The organism is Escherichia sp. WS3063 (genome assembly GCF_046486595.1).
GTDB lineage: Bacteria > Pseudomonadota > Gammaproteobacteria > Enterobacterales > Enterobacteriaceae > Escherichia > Escherichia coli.
On sequence record NZ_JBJQKY010000006.1, the window covers coordinates 261,495 to 280,710 of the forward strand.

12 protein-coding genes and 2 pseudogenes are annotated in these 19,216 nt (G+C 50.8%); 9 read left to right on the forward strand and 5 right to left on the reverse strand.

All coding sequences use genetic code 11. From position 1 onward, the window contains the following. Positions 1 to 36 precede the first annotated feature (36 nt). Genes cusA through cusC form a run of 4 tightly spaced genes read right to left on the reverse strand, consistent with a single transcriptional unit; the run spans position 37 to position 6,169 of the window. The gene (gene cusA, locus ACJHYW_RS08835) at positions 37 to 3,180 is read right to left on the reverse strand and encodes a Cu(+)/Ag(+) efflux RND transporter permease subunit CusA (RefSeq protein ID WP_000574034.1); all 3,144 of its coding nucleotides are present in this window, start codon (positions 3,178 to 3,180) and stop codon (positions 37 to 39) included. A gap of 11 nt (positions 3,181 to 3,191) precedes the next feature. Then, on the reverse strand, positions 3,192 to 4,415 hold the full coding sequence (gene cusB / locus ACJHYW_RS08840; RefSeq protein WP_061092800.1) for a Cu(+)/Ag(+) efflux RND transporter periplasmic adaptor subunit CusB: 1,224 nt from the start codon (positions 4,413 to 4,415) through the stop codon (positions 3,192 to 3,194). Between the two features lie 15 nt (positions 4,416 to 4,430). After that, entirely contained in the window at positions 4,431 to 4,763 is a 333-nt protein-coding gene (gene cusF, locus ACJHYW_RS08845; RefSeq protein ID WP_061092799.1) for a Cu(+)/Ag(+) efflux RND transporter periplasmic metallochaperone CusF, read from the reverse strand. Between the two features lie 23 nt (positions 4,764 to 4,786). Then, on the reverse strand, positions 4,787 to 6,169 hold the full coding sequence (gene cusC / locus ACJHYW_RS08850; protein WP_000074246.1) for a Cu(+)/Ag(+) efflux RND transporter outer membrane channel CusC: 1,383 nt from the start codon (positions 6,167 to 6,169) through the stop codon (positions 4,787 to 4,789). A gap of 156 nt (positions 6,170 to 6,325) precedes the next feature. On the opposite strand from cusC, the gene cusR reads away from it, so the two are divergent. From cusR to ACJHYW_RS08890, 8 genes are all read left to right on the forward strand, one after another. Further along, a complete protein-coding gene (gene cusR, locus ACJHYW_RS08855) occupies positions 6,326 to 7,009 on the forward strand; it encodes a copper response regulator transcription factor CusR (RefSeq protein WP_000770953.1) in 684 nt (227 codons plus the stop codon). Further along, complete coding sequence (gene cusS, locus ACJHYW_RS08860; protein WP_000157197.1) at positions 6,999 to 8,441, forward strand: Cu(+)/Ag(+) sensor histidine kinase CusS; 1,443 nt, start codon at positions 6,999 to 7,001, stop codon at positions 8,439 to 8,441. Before cusR ends, cusS begins: the two co-directional genes overlap by 11 nt. Positions 8,442 to 8,590: 149 nt before the next feature. Continuing rightward, positions 8,591 to 10,828: a cyclic di-3',5'-guanylate-activated glycosyltransferase NrfB gene (nrfB, locus tag ACJHYW_RS08865; protein WP_000383930.1), complete on the forward strand. Its 2,238-nt coding sequence runs from the start codon at positions 8,591 to 8,593 to the stop codon at positions 10,826 to 10,828. After that, positions 10,815 to 13,787: a bacteriophage adsorption protein NfrA gene (nfrA, locus tag ACJHYW_RS08870; RefSeq protein ID WP_001361269.1), complete on the forward strand. Its 2,973-nt coding sequence runs from the start codon at positions 10,815 to 10,817 to the stop codon at positions 13,785 to 13,787. The genes nrfB and nfrA overlap by 14 nt, the downstream gene beginning before the upstream one ends. Next, positions 13,788 to 14,678 carry a DUF4434 family protein gene (locus tag ACJHYW_RS08875; protein WP_001224581.1) on the forward strand — a complete coding sequence of 297 codons (891 nt, stop codon included), beginning with the start codon at positions 13,788 to 13,790 and terminating at the stop codon, positions 14,676 to 14,678. Between the two features lie 182 nt (positions 14,679 to 14,860). After that, entirely contained in the window at positions 14,861 to 15,622 is a 762-nt protein-coding gene (gene envY / locus ACJHYW_RS08880) for a DNA-binding transcriptional regulator EnvY (protein ID WP_001177457.1), read from the forward strand. Between the two features lie 512 nt (positions 15,623 to 16,134). Then, complete coding sequence (gene ompT, locus ACJHYW_RS08885; RefSeq protein WP_061092798.1) at positions 16,135 to 17,088, forward strand: omptin family outer membrane protease OmpT; 954 nt, start codon at positions 16,135 to 16,137, stop codon at positions 17,086 to 17,088. A 186-nt stretch (positions 17,089 to 17,274) separates the two neighbouring features. Further along, the gene (locus ACJHYW_RS08890; RefSeq protein ID WP_001226375.1) at positions 17,275 to 18,759 is read left to right on the forward strand and encodes an alpha/beta hydrolase; all 1,485 of its coding nucleotides are present in this window, start codon (positions 17,275 to 17,277) and stop codon (positions 18,757 to 18,759) included. Positions 18,760 to 18,942: 183 nt separating this feature from the next. On the opposite strand, the pseudogene ACJHYW_RS08895 reads toward ACJHYW_RS08890, so the two are convergent. Then, positions 18,943 to 19,148: pseudogene (locus ACJHYW_RS08895) on the reverse strand (tail fiber assembly protein); the annotation flags it as partial. Between ACJHYW_RS08895 and ACJHYW_RS08900 the strand changes: the two are divergent. Next, positions 19,143 to 19,216: pseudogene (locus ACJHYW_RS08900) on the forward strand (DinI family protein); the annotation flags it as partial. The pseudogenes ACJHYW_RS08895 and ACJHYW_RS08900 overlap by 6 nt on opposite strands.

Genomic DNA, 19,216 nt, shown 5'->3' on the forward strand with positions numbered 1-19,216 from the left:
GACACAATCCACACGGTTAAACCGGGTATCCTGCTTTTATTTCCGTACCCGATGTCGGTGCAGCCACATCAGCTTATACGCCGCCGGGATAATAAACAGCGATAGCAAAGGCGCGGTGATCATGCCGCCAATCATCGGCGCGGCAATCCGGCTCATCACCTCTGAACCTGCTCCCGTTCCCCACAGAATCGGCAGCAGACCAGCGATAATCACCGCCACCGTCATCGCTTTCGGGCGCACGCGCAGGACCGCGCCGTGATACAACGCCTCATCCAGCTTCTGCTCGCTGAATGTTTGCGGATTATTCAACGACGGCTCGGCCTCTATGGCGTGACGTAAATACATCAGCATCACCACGCCAAATTCGGCGGCAACCCCGGCAAGGGCAATAAAACCGGTGCCCGTCGCCACGGAAAGATGAAAGCCCATCCACCACAGCAACCAGATGCCGCCCACCAGCGCAAACGGTACGCTGCTGATAATCAGCAACGCTTCGCCCACCCGACGGAACGCCAGATACAACAGCACGAAGATGATCATCAGCGTCATCGGCACCATCAGTTTCAGCTTATGGTTGGCGCGCTCCAGTAGCTCGAACTGCCCGGAGAATGCCACGCTGGTGCCCGGTTTTAACTGCACTTTTTCAGCTATCGCTTTTTGCAGATCGTGAACCACCGACACCATGTCACGATCGCGGGCATCGATATAAATCCAGCTCGTCGGGCGCGCATTCTCGGTTTTCAGCATCGACGGTCCGGTAGAGACTTTAACGTCGGCCACGTCTGCCAGGGTGATTTGCTGCTTCATCGGCGTGAGGATCGGCAACTGGCGCAGTGCCTGCGGGCTATCGCGCCAGCTTTGCGGATAACGCAGATTAATTGGATAACGAGCAATCCCTTCCACCGTTTCGCCAACCATCGCCCCGCCCACCGCAGAAGTCACAAACAACTGCACATCCGCCACCGTCATACCGTAACGCGCGGCTTTTTCACGGTTAATCTCAACGTTGATATAGCGCCCACCTTCCAGACGCTCAGCAAGCGCAGAAGCCACGCCTGGCACCGTTCGCGCCACTTCTTCAATTTGCTCCGCCATCGTGTCGATATCCGCCAGCACAGTGCCGGAAACTTTAATGCCGATAGGGCTTTTAATGCCGGTTGAGAGCATATCGATACGGTTACGAATTGGCGGCACCCACAGATTCGCCAGCCCCGGCAGACGCACGGTGTTATCCAGTTCCTCAATGATTTTGTCCATCGTCATGCCAGGCCGCCACTGATCCTGCGGCTTAAGCTGAATAGTCGTTTCTACCATCTCCAGCGGAGCAGAATCGGTGGCGGTTTCCGCTTTCCCGGTTTTGCCAAATACCTGCGCCACTTCCGGTACGCTCATAATTAGCTTGTCGGTTTTTTGCAGCATGCTCGCCGCCTCTGCTGCGGAAATCCCCGGCAGCGTCGATGGCATATACAACAAGTCGCCTTCATTGATCTGCGGTAAAAATTCCCCGCCAACTTTATTGAGCGGCCAGAGTACCGTCAGCACCGAAAGCGCTGCCACCAACAGCGTGGTTTTCGGCCAGTGCAGTACTTTCAGCAACAGCGGATGATAAACACGAATCAAAAAGCGATTGAGCGGGTTACTGCTTTCCGGCGGAATTTTGCCACGGATCCAGTAGCCCATCAGGATCGGGATCACTACGATCGCCAGTAGCGCCGCGCCCGCCATCGCATAGGTTTTGGTGAACGCCAGCGGGCCAAACAGACGACCTTCCTGCCCTTCCAGGGTGAAGATCGGGATAAACGACAGCGTGATAATCAGCAGACTGATAAACAGCGCCGGCCCCACTTCAACAGATGCATCGGTGATCACCTGCCAGCGCGTTTTATTATCCAGCGTGGCGTCAGGATGCTGGTGCTGCCACTCTTCCAGCCGTTTATGCGCATTCTCGATCATGACGATAGCGGCATCGACCATCGCCCCGACGGCAATCGCAATGCCACCCAACGACATAATATTGGCGTTCAGTCCCTGAAAGTGCATGACAATAAAAGCAATACACAACCCCAGCGGCAACGAAATAATCGCCACCAGCGCCGAGCGCACATGCCAGAGAAACAGCGCACAGACTACCGCCACCACAATAAACTCTTCCAGCAACTTGCCACTGAGGTTGTCAATGGCGCGGTCAATGAGCTGGCTGCGATCGTATGTTGTAACTATCTCCACGCCTTCCGGCAGACTGCTTTTCAGCGTTTCCAGTTTGTCCTTCACGGCAGCGATCACTTCACGGGCGTTTTTGCCGGAACGCAGGATCACCACCCCGCCCGCCACTTCGCCTTCGCCGTTCAGTTCGGCAATGCCCCGGCGCATCTCCGGGCCAACCTGGACCTTCGCAACATCACGCAGATAAACGGGCACGCCATTTTCACTGGCTTTTAAAACGATGTGATTAAAGTCGTCGAGCGTTTGCAGATAGCCGCTGGCGCGCACCATATATTCCGCTTCCGCCAGTTCGATCGACGAACCGCCCGTTTCCTGGTTTGAAGCATCCAGCGCGCTTTTTACTTCGGCGAGACTGATGCCATACTGCGCCAGGCGCTGAGGATCGATAACCACCTGATACTCTTTCACCACACCGCCCACCGACGCCACTTCCGCAACGTCAGGGATGGTTTTTAGCTCATATTTGAGAAACCAGTCCTGCAATGAGCGTAAATCGGCCAGATCGTGCTTACCGCTGCGATCCACCAGTGCATATTCATAGATCCAGCCAACACCCGTGGCATCTGGCCCCAGCTCGGCGCTGACTCCCGCAGGCAGCTTACCCTGTACCTGGTTGAGGTACTCCAGCACCCGCGAGCGCGCCCAGTACGGATCGGTGCCATCTTCGAAAATGACATACACATAAGAGTCGCCAAACTGCGAGAAACCGCGCACAGTCTTCGCGCCAGGCACCGACAACATGGTGGTGGTTAGCGGATAAGTCACCTGATTTTCAACGATTTGCGGTGCCTGACCGGGATAGCTGGTTTTAATAATCACCTGTACATCAGAGAGATCCGGCAGTGCATCCACTGGCGTGTTAATGATAGTCCAGGTGCCCCAGATACTCAGAAACAACGCGCCCATCAGCACCAGAAAACGGTTCGTCACCGAGCGACGAATAATCCATTCAATCATTGGCTATTCCCTCAATGCGCATGGGTAGCACTTTCAGAGCGCATCCGCTCCAGTGCGCCAGAAATATTGGCTTCAGAATCAATCAGGAACAGGCCGCTGGAAACCACCTTTTCACCTTCCGCCAGACCAGAGCGTAACGCGGTGACGCCTTGCGATGCCTGGAAAACGGCAACGCGTTTCGGTACAAAGCATCCGTCAGCATCAACGGTAATCACCCGCTGTTCACTGCCGGTATCAATCAGCGCCTGTGACGGAATGAGCAGCATCGGTTCGCTGGCGGTATTGAGTTGCAACCAGGCGTTCATGCCCGGTTTTAGCGCCTCGTCGGCGTTGTCGATTTCCAGACGCAACTGCAGCGTGCGGGTCGCGGCATCCACGCCGGGTAGCAGGGTCCATTTGCGAATGGTGAGTGTTTTATCAGGTCGCGCCGGAACGGTGAGCGTAAACTGCGAGGCATCTTTCACCAGCCAGGCGATGGACTCCGGGATCGCAGCAGTGACCCACACCGGGTCCATACCCTGAATTTTCGCGACCACGTTATCTTTGGCGATATTCATTCCCGCGCGCAGATCAAACGCGGTGATCACGCCATCAATGGGCGCTTTGAGCGTAAAGCGAGTCTGGATTTTTTGCGTGGCGATCAGGCGGCGAATATCCGCCTCCGGCATTCCCGCCAGTCTCAGCCGCTCAAGAATGCCTTCAGTCTGGGTCGCCGTACCGCCGGTTTCGCGCAGCAGTAAATACTCACTCTGCGCTTCCACCCAGTCGGGAATGGTCAGGTCGAGAAGCGGCGCGCCCTTTTGCACTTTATCGCCCACGGTAAGCGGATACACCTTGTCGATAAACCCGGCGGCGCGGGCCTGCACAATGGCAAACTGATACTCGTTGTAACTGACATTAGCGGGGAAACTCTGGGCAAAAGTCAGCGGCCCGCGCGTGACGGTCGCCGTTTTCACCCCCAGATTCTGCGTCTGGGTCGGGTCAATGCGTACACCAGACGCAGAACTCTCTTCATCGGCATATTTCGGCACCAGATCCATATCCATAAACGGCGATTTACCTGGTTTATCGAACCGCGTATTGGGATACATCGGGTCGTACCAGAATAAGATTTTACGTTCTGCGGTCGGCGTTTTTTCTGCGGGCGGTTCAGCCTTTGCAAACCAGGTAAAACCTGCCGCAGAAATAATACCGCCCGCGATCATGCTGCCGATAATAAGCGCGATTTTTTTCATCTCATTAAACCTGGGTTACTGGCTGACTTTAATATCCTGTAATAAAGAAAGGTTGCCCTGCTGGACAAAATTAAACGCCACTTTGTCGCCAGTTTTAATTTCGCTCATTTTCGTCTGCGGGGTGATGGTAAAGCGCATGGTCATCTCCGGCCAGTTCACGGCAGCAATCGGAGCGTGATGGATGGTGATTTTTTTGCTTTCCAGATCAATACCTTTTACCACGCCAGTGGCGCTAATAACCTGTGGTTGTGCTTCGCTCATGGTTTCATGATGATGTTCGTTAGCCTGGGCATTAAAGCCAATAACGGTAAACAGACTGAACATTGCGACTTGCAGTGCTTTTCTCATATATTCTCTCCTGGAGTTAAAAATTATTGCTGCCAACCGCCGCCTAAGGCGGCATATAAAGAAATTTCGTTAACCTGACGGGCATAATTCAGGTCAAGTAAAGTTTGTCGGGTTGCAAATAAAGAACGCTCAGCATCCAGCACTTCCAGATAACTTACCGCGCCGTGCTGATATAATGCCCGCGCCCGTTGCAAAGTAATTTGCAGCGACGCAAGATAACGCTGCTGGGCGCTGATTTGATCGTTCAGGCTTTGACGTAATGCCAGCGCATCTGCCACTTCTTTAAAGGCGTTCTGGATTTTCTGTTCATAATTCACCACCGACTGCTGCTGGCGAATTTCGGCGATATCCAGATTGGCCTGGTTGCGTCCGGCATTAAAAATGGGGATCTCAATTTTAGGAATAAAATTCCACATCCCGCTGCTGGCGTTAAATAATGACGACAGATCGCTGCTGGCGGTTGATATTTCGCTGGTCAGGCTGATAGACGGGAAAAATGCCGCACGCGCAGCACCAATATTGGCATTAGCCGCCATTAACGCGTGTTCAGCTTCCATAATATCCGGGCGCTGCAATAAGATTTGCGACGACAAGCCCGCCGGTAATTTAACGCTTTGCAGGCTGTCGCTGTTTACTGTCTGCGCTTGCGGCAGCTTGCCGTAGCTTCCCAATAACAGTTGCAATGCATTATTCGCCTGCGCCAGTTCCCCCTGACGTTTAGCGATGTCGCTGCGGGTACTTTCTATCACCCCGCGAGCCTGTTCCAGCGCCAGAACATTGCTGCTACCGGTCAACAGTTGTTTTTCGACAAACGCATATGACTGCTGATAATTACGCAGCGTTTCTTCGGCTATTTGCAATTGCGCATACGCCAGTTGCTGATTGAAATAGCTTTGTGCGACATTAGAAACTAGCAAAATATGCACCGCGCGCTGAGCTTCCTCAGTGGCTAAATAATTTTGGCGCTCGGCTTCGCTCATGTTCTTTAAGCGACCGAAAAAATCGAGATCAAAGCTGGCGTTAAGGCCAGTCGAGAACTCCCGCGTCGTGGCTGAATCGCCTTTAAGATTGCCGCTCCAGCTGCCGCTGCCCTCGCCATTGAGCTGTGGGTAGCGGTCGGCATCGGTCAGACGATATTGCGCCCGCGCTTCCTGCACTTTCAGCGCCGCCATGCGCAAATCCCGGTTATTCACCAACGCCTCGCTAATCAGCGTCTTCACCCGATTATCAACAAAAAAGGTGCGCCAGCCCGCGTTCTGGTAGTTATCTGCTGCGTTAACCAGGCCGTTCTGGCTGAGTGAGAACTGCTGCGGCACGGGCATTGCCGGACGCTGATAATCCGGTGCCAGTGAACAACCGGTTAGCGCAAGGGCCACACAAAATGGCAGAAGTTTACAAGGAGACATAGGCTCATAATTTCTGGTGATTTTATGCCGCCAACTTTACTCGCCAGGCTCTGATTTTCCGGTGACAGGAAAATGACAAAATTGTCATTTTGCCAATAAGCGATTGCCATCTGATCCCGCTACTCTAGAATTGCCCGGGCAACATGCGGAGGAAATATGAAACTGTTGATTGTCGAAGATGAAAAGAAAACCGGAGAATACTTGACCAAAGGGTTAACCGAAGCCGGTTTTGTGGTCGATTTGGCCGACAACGGGCTGAATGGCTACCATCTGGCGATGACCGGTGATTATGATCTGATAATCCTCGATATTATGCTGCCGGACGTGAACGGCTGGGATATCGTGCGCATGTTGCGTTCCGCCAATAAGGGGATGCCGATTCTGTTGCTTACCGCGCTTGGCACCATTGAACATCGCGTCAAGGGGCTGGAGTTGGGGGCCGATGACTATCTGGTGAAGCCGTTCGCTTTTGCTGAACTGCTGGCGCGGGTGCGCACTCTCCTGCGGCGCGGGGCGGCGGTGATTATCGAAAGTCAGTTTCAGGTTGCCGATCTGATGGTCGATCTCGTCAGCCGCAAAGTCACCCGCAGCGGCACGCGCATCACTCTGACCAGTAAAGAATTTACTCTGCTGGAGTTTTTCCTTCGCCATCAGGGCGAAGTGCTGCCCCGCTCGCTTATCGCCTCGCAGGTATGGGACATGAATTTCGACAGCGACACTAACGCCATTGATGTGGCGGTGAAGCGGCTACGCGGCAAAATCGACAACGACTTTGAGCCGAAGCTGATTCAAACCGTGCGCGGCGTGGGTTACATGCTTGAGGTACCGGATGGCCAGTAAGCCATTTCAGCGCCCGTTTTCGCTGGCAACCCGCCTGACCTTTTTTATCAGCCTGGCCACCATCGCGGCGTTTTTCGCCTTTGCATGGATCATGATCCACTCAGTAAAAGTGCATTTTGCCGAGCAGGATATTAATGATTTAAAAGAGATTAGCGCCACCCTTGAACGGGTACTAAATCACCCTGACGAAACGCAAGCCCGACGCTTAATGACGCTGGAAGATATTGTCAGTGGTTATTCCAACGTGTTGATTTCCCTGGCAGATAGCCACGGCAAAACGGTGTATCACTCCCCCGGTGCGCCTGATATCCGCGAGTTTGCACGTGATGCCATACCCGATAAAGACGCTCGGAGCGGCGAGGTGTATCTCCTTTCCGGCCCGACAATGATGATGCCAGGCCACGGTCACGGGCATATGGAACACAGCAACTGGCGGATGATTAACTTGCCGGTTGGCCCGTTGGTGGACGGCAAACCGATTTATACGCTCTACATCGCGCTTTCGATCGATTTTCATCTTCATTACATAAATGATTTGATGAATAAACTTATTATGACCGCATCGATCATCAGCATCCTGATCGTCTTTATCGTGCTGCTGGCGGTACATAAAGGCCACGCGCCAATTCGCAGCGTCAGCCGTCAAATCCAGAACATTACCTCGAAAGATCTCGACGTTCGCCTCGATCCACAGACCGTGCCCATTGAACTCGAACAACTGGTGCTGTCGTTCAACCATATGATCGAGCGTATCGAGGATGTCTTTACCCGCCAGTCCAATTTCTCAGCGGATATCGCTCACGAAATTCGCACGCCGATTACGAATCTCATAACGCAAACGGAAATCGCCCTCAGCCAGTCGCGCAGTCAGAAGGAGCTGGAAGATGTGCTCTACTCTAATCTCGAAGAGCTGACTCGAATGGCGAAAATGGTCAGCGATATGTTGTTTCTCGCCCAGGCCGATAACAACCAGTTAATCCCCGAAAAGAAAATGCTCAACCTGGCGGATGAAGTCGGCAAAGTGTTCGATTTTTTCGAGGCGTTAGCGGAAGATCGCGGCGTGGAGTTGCGGTTTGTTGGTGACGAGTGTCAGGTTGCGGGCGATCCGCTGATGTTGCGTCGGGCGTTAAGCAACCTGCTTTCGAACGCCCTGCGTTATACGCCACCCGGAGAGGCAATTGTTGTGCGCTGCCAGACGGTCGATCACCAGGTGCAAGTTTCCGTCGAAAACCCCGGTACGCCCATTGCGCCCGAACACTTACCGCGATTGTTTGACCGTTTCTACCGCGTTGATCCTTCCCGCCAGCGAAAAGGCGAAGGTAGCGGCATTGGGCTGGCGATAGTGAAATCAATTGTTGTCGCGCATAAAGGCACGGTTGCAGTAACTTCAGATGCGCGCGGAACAAGGTTTGTTATCATATTACCCGCTTAATCCTTCAGCAAACGGCAACTTTTATAACCAGTGTAAAAATAACGTGCCGCAATAATCCTACCTATTAATGATAAAAAGCTGTCACAATTCATAAAAAACTTTAATATACGCCACCCTAAACATAACCAGCGTTAATGTAAGGTTTTTGTGTGGACTGGCTTCTTGATGTTTTTGCTACCTGGCTCTACGGCTTAAAAGTAATCGCGATAACGTTAGCGGTCATCATGTTCATCAGCGGGCTGGACGATTTTTTTATTGATGTCGTCTACTGGGTACGCCGCATTAAACGCAAGTTGAGTGTTTATCGCCGCTACCCGCGAATGAGTTACCGCGAACTGTATAAACCAGATGAAAAACCGTTAGCGATTATGGTTCCGGCGTGGAATGAAACGGGCGTCATCGGCAATATGGCCGAGCTGGCGGCGACCACGCTCGACTACGAAAACTATCATATCTTTGTTGGCACCTACCCCAACGACCCCGATACTCAGCGTGATGTTGACGAAGTGTGCGCTCGCTTCCCGAACGTGCATAAGGTAGTCTGCGCGCGTCCTGGCCCCACCAGCAAAGCCGACTGTCTGAACAACGTGCTGGACGCCATCACCCAATTTGAACGTAGCGCCAATTTCGCTTTTGCTGGTTTTATTCTGCATGACGCCGAAGATGTGATTTCACCGATGGAATTGCGTCTGTTCAACTATCTGGTCGAGCGTAAAGATCTGATTCAGATCCCAGTGTATCCGTTCGAACGCGAATGGACGCACTTCACCAGCATGACTTACATTGATGAGTTTTCAGAACTGCATGGCAAAGATGTTCCGGTGCGTGAAGCCCTCGCCGGACAAGTGCCCAGCGCAGGCGTCGGCACCTGTTTCAGCCGCCGCGCCGTGACCGCTCTGTTAGCTGACGGTGACGGTATTGCTTTCGACGTGCAGAGTCTGACTGAAGATTACGATATTGGCTTCCGCCTGAAAGAAAAAGGTATGACGGAAATTTTTGTCCGTTTTCCGGTGGTGGACGAAGCCAAAGAACGCGAGCAGCGTAAATTTTTACAGCACGCGCGGACGTCAAACATGATCTGCGTGCGCGAATATTTCCCCGATACCTTTTCGACGGCGGTTCGACAAAAATCTCGCTGGATCATCGGCATTGTTTTCCAGGGCTTTAAAACCCATAAATGGACCTCCAGCCTGACGCTGAACTACTTTCTCTGGCGCGACCGCAAAGGGGCAATCAGTAACTTTGTCAGCTTCCTCGCGATGCTGGTGATGATCCAGCTTTTGCTGTTACTGGCGTATGAAAGTTTGTGGCCCGATGCCTGGCATTTCCTTTCTATTTTCAGCGGCAGCGCATGGTTAATGACCCTGCTGTGGCTAAACTTTGGTTTGATGGTTAACCGCATCGTGCAGCGGGTGATTTTTGTCACTGGCTACTACGGTCTGACGCAGGGGCTGCTATCTGTCCTGCGTCTTTTCTGGGGCAACCTGATTAACTTCATGGCCAACTGGCGCGCGTTAAAACAGGTACTTCAACACGGCGATCCACGTCGCGTCGCGTGGGATAAAACAACGCATGACTTCCCCAGCGTGACTGGCGATACCCGCTCGTTGCGCCCGTTAGGCCAAATTCTGCTGGAAAATCAGGTCATCACTGAAGAACAACTCGATACAGCACTGCGTAATCGCGTCGAAGGTCTACGCCTGGGCGGTTCAATGCTGATGCAGGGGCTGATTAGCGCCGAACAGCTGGCACAGGCGCTGGCAGAGCAAAACGGCGTGGCGTGGGAGTCGATCGACGCCTGGCAGATCCCTTCATCACTGATTGCCGAAATGCCGGCTTCCGTGGCGCTGCATTATGCAGTACTGCCGCTGCGTCTGGAAAATGATGAGTTAATTGTCGGCAGTGAAGATGGTATTGACCCGGTTTCGCTGGCAGCCCTGACGCGTAAAGTCGGACGCAAAGTGCGTTACGTCATTGTTCTGCGGGGACAAATTGTCACCGGATTACGCCACTGGTATGCACGCCGACGCGGTCACGATCCGCGGGCAATGTTGTACAATGCAGTTCAGCATCAGTGGCTCACGGAACAGCAGGCCGGTGAAATCTGGCGGCAATATGTGCCGCATCAGTTCCTGTTCGCCGAAATACTGACCACGCTCGGTCATATTAATCGTTCAGCAATTAACGTGTTGTTATTGCGCCATGAACGCAGTTCTCTGCCGCTCGGCAAGTTTTTGGTCACCGAAGGCGTTATCAGCCAGGAAACGTTGGATCGCGTCCTGACAATTCAACGCGAATTACAAGTTTCGATGCAATCACTATTACTCAAAGCAGGTTTAAACACAGAAAAGGTTGCGCAACTGGAGTCCGAAAATGAAGGAGAATAACCTTAATCGCGTCATCGGATGGTCTGGTTTACTGCTGACGTCTTTATTGAGTACCAGCGCACTCGCAGACAATATCGGCACCAGCGCAGAAGAGCTGGGGCTGAGCGATTATCGCCATTTCGTTATTTATCCCCGTCTCGACAAGGCGCTGAAGGCACAGAAAAATAACGACGAAGCAACCGCCATCCGCGAATTTGAATATATACACCAACAGGTGCCGGATAATATTCCACTAACTTTATACCTTGCGGAAGCCTATCGCCATTTTGGTCATGATGACCGGGCGCGGCTGTTGCTTGAGGATCAACTGAAACGTCACCCAGGAGATGCCCGACTTGAGCGCAGTCTGGCGGCTATTCCAGTTGAAGTGAAAAGCGTTACGACTGTTGAAGAACTGCTGGCCCAGCAAAAAGCGTGCGATGCTGCGCCGACCCTGCGTTGTCGCAGTGAAGTTGGGCAGAATGCCCTGCGGCTGGCACAATTACCTGTCGCCAGAGCGCAACTGAACGATGCGACGTTTGCTGCATCGCCGGAAGGAAAAACGCTGCGAACCGATCTGCTGCAACGGGCAATCTACCTGAAACAATGGTCCCAGGCAGATACGCTATACAATGAAGCACGCCAGCAGAACACATTAAGCGCGGCAGAACGCCGCCAGTGGTTTGATGTGCTTCTTGCCGGGCAGCTGGACGATCGGATCCTGGCGCTGCAATCACAGGGGATCTTCACCGATCCTCAGTCATATATTACTTACGCGACCGCGCTGGCTTATCGTGGCGAAAAAGCACGCCTCCAGCGTTATCTCATTGAAAATAAGCCGCTGTTTACCACGGACGCACAAGAGAAAAGTTGGCTCTATCTGATATCTAAATACAGCGCCAACCCCGTTCAGGCGTTGGCGAATTATACGGTACAGTTTGCCGATAACCGCCAGTATGTTGTTGGCGCGACGCTACCGGTGCTGTTAAAAGAAGGTCAGTACGACGCAGCGCAAAAACTGCTCGCCACCCTCCCCGCCAATGAAATGCTTGAGGAGCGTTATACCGTTAGCGTAGCGACCCATAACAAGGCTGAAGCTCTGCGTCTGGCACGATTGCTGTATCAGCAAGAACCGGCAAATCTTACCCGCCTGGATCAACTGACCTGGCAACTGATGCAGAACGAGCAGTCACGCGAAGCTGCCGATTTATTGCTGCAACGCTATCCTTTCCAGGGCGATGCGCGTGTCAGCCAGACGTTAATGGCGCGACTGGCGTCTCTGCTGGAAAGTCATCCTTACCTGGCAACGCCGGCGAAGGTGGCGATTTTATCGAAACCCTTACCGCTGGCGGAGCAACGTCAGTGGCAAAGTCAGTTGCCGGGTATTGCAGATAATTGCCCGGCTATAGTTCGCTTGCTGGGCGATATGTCGCCTTCCTACGATGCCGCCGCCTGGAACCGTCTGGCAAAGTGTTATCGGGACACGCTACCCGGTGTGGCGTTGTATGCATGGCTTCAGGCCGAACAACGACAACCGAACGCCTGGCAACATCGTGCGGTAGCCTATCAGGCGTATCAGGTTGAGGACTACGCCACCGCACTGGCGGCCTGGCAGAAAATCAGTCTTCACGACATGAGCAATGAGGATCTGCTTGCTGCTGCCAATACCGCCCAGGCGGCAGGAAATGGTGCGGCTCGCGATCGCTGGCTTCAGCAGGCAGAACAACGTGGGCTGGGAAACAATGCCCTCTACTGGTGGCTGCATGCGCAACGTTACATTCCTGGTCAGCCGGAACTCGCACTGAACGATCTCACGCGCTCAATCAATATTGCGCCTTCTGCCAACGCTTACGTTGCGCGGGCGACAATTTATCGCCAACGTCATAATGTCCCGGCGGCGGTGAGTGATTTGCGCGCCGCGCTGGAACTGGAACCGAATAATAGCAACACCCAGGCAGCGCTCGGTTACGCCTTGTGGGATAGCGGTGATATCGCACAGTCGCGGGAAATGCTCGAACAGGCGCATAAAGGGCTACCGGACGATCCGGCACTTATCCGACAACTGGCCTACGTGAACCAGCGTCTGGATGACATGCCTGCGACGCAGCACTACGCCCGGCTGGTGATTGATGACATTGATAATCAGGCGCTGATAACCCCACTGACCCCAGAGCAAAATCAGCAACGCTTCAATTTCCGCCGTCTGCATGAGGAGGTCGGTCGCCGCTGGACGTTCAGTTTCGATTCTTCTATCGGCTTGCGTTCCGGCGCAATGAGTACCGCTAACAATAATGTCGGCGGCGCAGCGCCAGGGAAAAGCTATCGTAGCTACGGGCAACTGGAAGCCGAGTACCGCATCGGACGCAATATGCTGCTGGAAGGCGACCTGCTCTCGGTTTACAGCCGTGTATTTGCCGATACCGGTGAAAACGGGGTGATGATGCCGGTGAAAAATCCGATGTCCGGCACCGGTCTGCGCTGGAAGCCGCTGCGCGATCAGATCTTTTTCCTCGCCGTCGAACAGCAGTTGCCGCTGAACGGCCAAAATGGCGCATCCGATACCATGCTGCGCGCCAGCGCCTCATTCTTTAATGGCGGCAAATACAGCGACGAATGGCACCCGAACGGTTCAGGCTGGTTTGCCCAAAACCTGTACCTCGATGCGGCGCAATATGTCCGCCAGGATATTCAGGCGTGGACGGCAGATTATCGCGTCAGCTGGCATCAGAAGGTGGCTAACGGACAGACTATTGAGCCTTACGCTCACGTTCAGGACAACGGCTATCGTGATAAAGGCACTCAGGGCGCGCAGCTTGGCGGAGTCGGGGTCCGCTGGAATATCTGGACCGGCGAGACGCACTACGACGCCTGGCCGCACAAAGTCAGTCTCGGCGTCGAGTATCAACATACCTTTAAGGCGATTAATCAACGTAACGGAGAGCGCAACAACGCGTTTCTCACCATTGGAGTGCACTGGTAAATGCGTAAGTTCATTTTCGTATTGCTGACACTGCTTTTGGTCAGCCCTTTTTCCTTTGCGATGAAAGGTATTATCTGGCAACCACAAAACCGTGATAGTCAGGTTACCGATACCCAGTGGCAGGGGCTGATGAGTCAGTTACGTTTGCAAGGCTTCGATACCCTGGTTTTGCAATGGACTCGTTACGGCGATGCATTCACCCAGCCAGAACAGCGCGCGTTATTGTTTAAGCGTGCCGCAGCTGCGCAACAGGCTGGCCTGAAGCTGATTGTCGGGCTGAATGCCGATCCGGAATTTTTTATGCACCAGAAACAGTCGTCTGCAGCGCTGGAAAGCTATCTTAACCGCCTGCTGGCTGCCGATCTCCAGCAAGCCAGATTATGGAGCGCCGTACCTGGCGTAACGCCGGATGGCTGGTACATCAGCGCGGAAATTGACGACCTGAACTGGCGCAGCGAAGCCGCCCGTCAGCCTTTGCTAACATGGTTAAACAACGCGCAGCGGTTGATTAGCGATGTTTCAGCAAAACCGGTTTATATCAGTAGTTTTTTCGCCGGAAACATGTCGCCCGATGGCTATCGCCAACTGCTGGAACACGTTAAAGCAACCGGCGTTAATGTCTGGGTACAGGATGGCAGCGGCGTGGATAAACTGACCGCTGAACAGCGTGAACGTTATCTACAGGCCAGCGCCGATTGCCAAAGCTCCGCCCCAGCAAGCGGCATTGTTTATGAACTGTTTGTCGCCGGCAAAGGCAAAACCTTTACAGCGAAACCGAAACCGGACGCAGAAATTGCCTCGCTGTTAGCGAAACGTTCCTCTTGCGGTAAAGACACGCTCTATTTCTCTCTGCGCTATTTGCCCGTCGCGCACGGCATTCTCGAGTATTAAATCTCCTCCAGGTAAGTCGGGTACGACCTGGCTTACCTCTTTCGCTCTCGTCAGAATTCCATCAAGATTAATTGCTAAAAAGCGTGCTAAAGAAAGAAGATCGTTATCGGCGAACGGGCCGATCACTCATGCAGGAAGCATAGATCCTTTGAGCGGAGTTTCTGATATCTGAGGAGTGCGAAATGCAATTGAGCAGCAGTGAACCTTGCGTGGTGATCCTGACCGAAAAAGAGGTAGAGGTAAGCGTCAATAACCATGCTACGTTTACCCTTCCGAAAAACTACCTGGCCGCCTTCGCGTGCAACAATAACGTCATTGAACTCTCAACGTTAAATCACGTATTAATCACCCACATCAACCGTAACATCATCAACGATTATCTGTTGTTTTTAAATAAGAACTTAACCTGTATAAAGCCCTGGTCGCGGCTGGCAACCCCGGTTATCGCTTGTCATAGCCGTACACCGGAAGTGTTCCGGCTAGCCGCCAACCACAGCAAGCAGCAACCCAGCAAACCCTGCGAAGCGGAGTTGACGCGCGCATTGCTTTTTACCGTATTGTCTAACTTTCTTGAGCAATCGCGGTTTATTGCCCTACTGATGTATATCTTACGCAGCAGCGTCCGCGACAGCGTCTGCCGCATTATTCAAAGCGATATTCAGCATTACTGGAATCTGCGAATTGTCGCCAGTTCGCTATGTTTAAGCCCCAGCCTGCTCAAAAAGAAATTAAAAAACGAAAATACCAGCTATAGCCAGATTGTCACAGAGTGTCGTATGCGTTACGCCGTACAGATGTTATTGATGGATAACAAAAATATCACTCAGGTAGCGCAATTATGTGGCTATAGCAGCACGTCGTACTTTATCTCTGTTTTTAAGGCGTTTTACGGCCTGACACCGTTGAATTATCTCGCCAAACAGCGACAAAAAGTGATGTGGTGAAGGGCAAAGCGGAAACGGATAAGACGGGGATAAATGAAGAAGAAATGGCGCGCCCTGCAGGATTCGAACCTGCGGCCCACGACTTAGAAGTTCCTAGAACGACATTTTAAGTCAACAACTTACCGCGCCATCTCTGCGCTCACACGTCCCACTACCTCAAAACATGTAAAGCCTTGCAAGCCATTGTGAGGCCTTATGTGTCTCAGTTTTGTCCCTCTTTTTTGTACCAAAAAACATAGCAATTGAGGATAAACCTCATGCTATTTTCGCTTATATGCCTCTAAAGGCATGGCGCTTAAATAGATAAAAACACCACAAAAGCATAAAAAACCACACAGTAAAACCGCAACATAAAACAATAACAGATAATTAAACCAAAAACAGATAGCGCATTGTGATAATCATTCAATACTAAACAAAATATAAACAGTGGAGCAATATGTAATTGACTCATTAAGTTAGATATAAAAAATACATATTCAATCATTAAAACGATTGAATGGAGAACTTTTATGCGGGCGAAACTTCTGGGAATAGTCCTGACAACCCCTATTGCGATCAGCTCTTTTGCTTCTACCGAGACTATATCGTTTACTCCTGACAACATAAATGCGGGCATTAGTCTTGGAACTCTGAGCGGAAAAACAAAAGAGCGCGTTTATCTAGCTGAAGAAGGAGGCCGAAAAGTCAGTCAACTCGACTGGAAATTCAATAACGCTGCAATTATTAAAGGTGCAATTAATTGGGATTTGATGCCCCAGATATCTATTGGGGCTGCGGGCTGGACTACTCTCGGCAGCCGAGGTGGCAATATGGTCGATCAGGACTGGATGGATTCCAGTAACCCCGGAACCTGGACAGATGAAAGTAGGCACCCTGATACACAACTCAATTATGCCAACGAATTTGATCTGAATATCAAAGGCTGGCTCCTCAACGAACCCAATTACCGCCTGGGACTCATGGCCGGATATCAGGAAAGCCGTTATAGCTTTACAGCCAGAGGTGGTTCCTATATCTACAGTTCTGAGGAGGGATTCAGAGATGATATCGGCTCCTTCCCGAATGGAGAAAGAGCAATCGGCTACAAACAACGTTTTAAAATGCCCTACATTGGCTTGACTGGAAGTTATCGTTATGAAGATTTTGAGCTAGGTGGCACATTTAAATACAGCGGCTGGGTGGAAGCATCTGATAACGATGAGCACTATGACCCAGGAAAAAGAATCACTTATCGCAGTAAAGTCAAAGACCAAAATTACTATTCTGTTGCAGTCAATGCAGGTTATTACGTAACACCTAACGCAAAAGTTTATGTTGAAGGCGCATGGAATCGGGTTACGAATAAAAAAGGTAATACTTCACTTTATGATCACAATGATAACACTTCAGACTACAGCAAAAATGGTGCAGGCATAGAAAACTATAACTTCATCACTACTGCTGGTCTTAAGTACACCTTTTAACGAAGTTAACCAGATTTTCTCCCCGGTGGTATTGTATAACCCCGGGGAATTTGTTTACAGTTACAAGTAGACAATATCCACTAATTTTGTAAGCATTTAACCTATGTCATAACGTGTAATCTCTTACCGCAACACAAGACCTCAATATATTCAAATCTTATCTTTATTCCGATATTCAGAGACACAATGCGAAAAATAATTACTCATTTCAAAGTTGTTTTAACGTTACTTCTACCAGTAACCGTATCTGCCCAGCAGATACAGTGGCAATCCTGTATGGCCAGTCAATTCAACCACTGGTTTGGTGAGGAAAAACCGTCTCCTGACTTACTATGTGGTTATTTGTCTGTTCCATTAAAATATACAGACACAGGCGGAGATGCTTCTTATGAAAAAAAATCACAAGTCAAACTAGCGTTGACAAAATTGCCGGCAAAAAGCAAGCATAAAGGAAGTATCCTGATAATAAGTGGTGGTCCCGGGTTACCAGGCATAAATCCTTATATTAACTTTGACTGGCCAGTCACAAATCTTCGTGAGTCATGGGATATTATTGGATTTGATCCTCGAGGCGTCGGACAGTCCACTCCGACAATAAACTGCCGGCAATCAGATACAGAGACTCAGGAAAACATAACCGAAAAGCAACAAGTATTAAATAAAATTAATGCCTGTATCCATAATACCGGAGCCGAAGTCATTCGCCATATCGGCTCTAACGAGGCTGTATACGATATTGATCGTATTAGGCAAGCCTTGGGGGATAAACAACTGACAGCCGTGGCGTATTCGTATGGAACTCAAATTGCAGCCTTATATGCAGAACGTTTTCCCTACAACGTAAGATCTATCGTTCTTGATGGAGTCGTCGATATCGATGACCTGGAGGACAACTTCACATGGCAACTCAAACAGGCACAGAGTTATCAGGAAACGTTTGATCGCTTTGCATCCTGGTGTGCGCGTACAAAAAGTTGCCCGCTTTCTTCAGACAGAGATAAGGCAATAACTCAGTTCCATGAGCTATTATCAAAATTACATCACAAACCTTTATTAGACAGTAAGGGAGAAAATATATCTTCAGATGAACTCATATCATTAACAACAGACCTTCTGCTATGGCGTTCATCATGGCCAACCCTTGCAACTGCCATACGCCAGTTCTCTCAGGGGATTGTCAGTAATGAAATTGAAACTGCGCTCAGTGCTCCGATAGCCTCAGAAGAGTCAAGCGATGCTTCGGGGGTAATCCTCTGTGTAGATCAGGGGGATGAGCAATTAACACCAGAAGAGCGAAAATCCCGAAAAGACGCTCTTGCGAATGCCTTCCCGGCTATTAACTTTGACAATGGACGTTCCGATTCACCTGATTTTTGTGAATTATGGCCAATACATAGCGACCTGAACAAAACTCGCCTGAAAAATACTGTTCTGCCCTCTGGTTTACTGTTTGTAGCACACAAATACGACCCAACAACGCCCTGGATTAATGCCCGTAAGATGGCAGAGAAATTTTCCAGCCCGTTACTAACAATAAATGGTGATGGGCATACATTAGCTCTCACCGGAGTTAATTTATGTGTAGATAAAGCAGTTGTACATCACCTGATCACTCCACAAAAAATAGAAAATATATACTGCCCAGGAAATTCTGAAGCAGAAATACAATAATTTCAAAATATTCCGCTATTTGCTCCCAATGCAAAACATATATTGCATTGGGAGCATATTCATATTTTTGTTATTCTTGTATGAAATCGTCTCATGTACACGGTCCTTTTTTCGCCGAAAACTGATATTACTTTAATCAAAAGTTGACGTGCCAGATTCGAAGTAAATTTATAAAATATCAAATCAATATACATTTTGCACCTTCGAGATAGTAATTGCTGTTACTGTAACATGAGTTACAAACAGCTTCATACCCAGAGCTACTGATGTATCAACACGATTCAACAATACCCGATATTTATTCCATGCCTCCAGCAACGATCTTTCTTCCTCCGTTGCGATTTCCCAGCATCCTGCAGTGGCGCAATATACTCACTGAATTCCTGGATGTAGAACTGTGTGGTGACGGTCTTCCAGCCATTCGGCTCCTGCTGTATCGAAGCATACCAGGCTATTT